The 1,910-nt window shown below is 65.0% G+C and carries 1 protein-coding gene and 1 pseudogene; both read right to left on the bottom strand.

The window, feature by feature from the left end:
* Window positions 1-163 precede the first annotated feature (163 nt).
* Window positions 164-1,696, bottom strand: coding sequence for an MFS transporter (locus ASE59_RS15055; protein ID WP_056458011.1), 1,533 nt, complete (start codon window positions 1,694-1,696; stop codon window positions 164-166).
* 3 nt (window positions 1,697-1,699) lie between these two features.
* Window positions 1,700-1,910, bottom strand: a pseudogene (locus ASE59_RS15050) (methylmalonate-semialdehyde dehydrogenase (CoA acylating)); the annotation flags it as partial.

The following is a 1,910-nucleotide window of genomic DNA, read 5'->3' as shown; positions in this document are numbered from 1 at the left end:
TCGCAGGCCGACCCACCCCCAGCCCCTCCCTTGTCAGGGAGGGGAGCAATTTCGTCGCGTTTCGCGTGAATGTCGATCCAGCATAGGGGTCTTGGCCTACCAGCATTTCATCACTCCCGCCTGCGCGGGAATGACGATCGCAATGTGCCGGGACCGTGCGACCTTACCGCGCCACCGGGTTGCGGCCCCATAGCTGGTCGTAGCGCCAGCCCGACAGATCCTCGACGATGCGGGCATGGTCGGGATTGGCGGGGGTGCGTTCGCCGCTGCGAAAGCGTTCGATTTCATCGAGCAGGATCGCATGGGTCCGGGGACCGAGCCGGAAACGGGTCGACACGGCGATGCCAAATATCAGCATCGCGGTGGTGCCGATGCCGAGTACCGCGACGATGGCAGTCACTGCGCCGCCACTCTGCGTGGTGGCGCCCGATACGAAGCCCGATGCCTGCATGACCTGTCCGACCAGGATCACCGCCGCTGCCTGACTCATCTTGCGAACGAAGGTCATGACCCCGGCGAACGCGCCTTCGCGGCGGCGACCGGTCACGATCTCGTCGACATCGGCCATGTAGTTATAGGTCGCCCACGGGATGTAGTTGAGCGCCCCGCGCCCCAGCCCGGCAAAGGCGACCGGTACCCAGAACAGCGCCGACGTCGCCGGGTAACCCGCAACATACATCAGTACGAAGATCGCGACGCCGGTCCCGAACGACAGCGCGGCGAAGCGATACGCCGCCGCCGGCGACAGCCGCAACGCGAAGTTGATCGCGAGCAGCACCGCCACGAACTGGACGACATAGGTGACGCCGACGAGGCTGGAGACGATCGCGGTCGATCCGGCCAGCGCGAAGATCACGAAATAGGTGAACGCCGCGTTGTAGATGTCCTGGCTGATATAACCGCCCAGATACATGCCGAGATGCAGGCGGAAGGCGCGGATGCGGAACGTCGAGAACAGGTTGCGGTACAGCGCGCGGAACGCCGCGCCCAGCGTCGGCCGGTCGCCTGCCTCCGCCTCGTCCAGCCCCGGCGGGCGCTGCCGTTCCCAGCTGAAGGCGTAGAGGAAGCCGGCGGCGGCGCAGAACAGCGCCGAAAAGACGATGCCCATATACAGATAGGTATCGGGCGAATCCGGCCCGAGATAGGCGATCAGCCAGCCGGGCAGGAACGCCGCGCCCGCCGCCGACAATTGCCCGAACAGGATGCGCGCGCCGGCGAACTTCGCCTTCGTCCGGTAATCGGTCGCCATTTCGGCGGCCAGTGTCTCGTACGGAATGATCTCCATCGCATAGACCATTTCGAACAGGACATAGGTGACGAGATAATACCAGAAGCTCTGCCCCGACACCCACATGAGTGCGAACGAGGGCAGCAGCGGGATCGCGGCGAGGATGAAGAAACGCCGCCGCCCGAACCGCTTGGCAAAGGCGGTTCGGCCGAAATTATCGGACAGGTGCCCGATCAACGGACTGGTGAACGCGTCCAGCACGCGCGCGACGCCGAAGATGATCGTCGCCTGCGCCGCCGACAGGCCGCAAAAGCTGGTGTAGAAGATCAGGATCCATGTGCCGATGACCGCCATCGACCCGCCGCCGAGGATGTCGTTCGATCCATAGGCGAGCAGATTGTACCATCGCACCGGCCGCGCCGGATGCAGCGGCAATGCGGGGCGGGCGGCGATCGGATCGGTTGCCATATCCTATCGCATCGTCGGAATGACGAAGGCATCGGACAGGCGCGCCGCCGCGCCATCCTCGGCGGTTCGAGTCAGGTCGGCCGATCCATCGGGCCAGCGCTGGGTGATGGTCTTGACCTTGGTCCAGAAGCGGACGCCCTCTTCGCCATGCTGGTTCACGTCGCCGAACGCGCTGCGCTTCCACCCGCCGAAGCTGTGATAGGCGACCGGTACG

It is taken from the genome of Sphingomonas sp. Leaf10 (assembly GCF_001421245.1).
GTDB lineage: Bacteria > Pseudomonadota > Alphaproteobacteria > Sphingomonadales > Sphingomonadaceae > Sphingomonas.
Note: the sequence above shows the minus strand (reverse complement) of the source record. Positions and strands in the feature narration are given on the sequence as shown.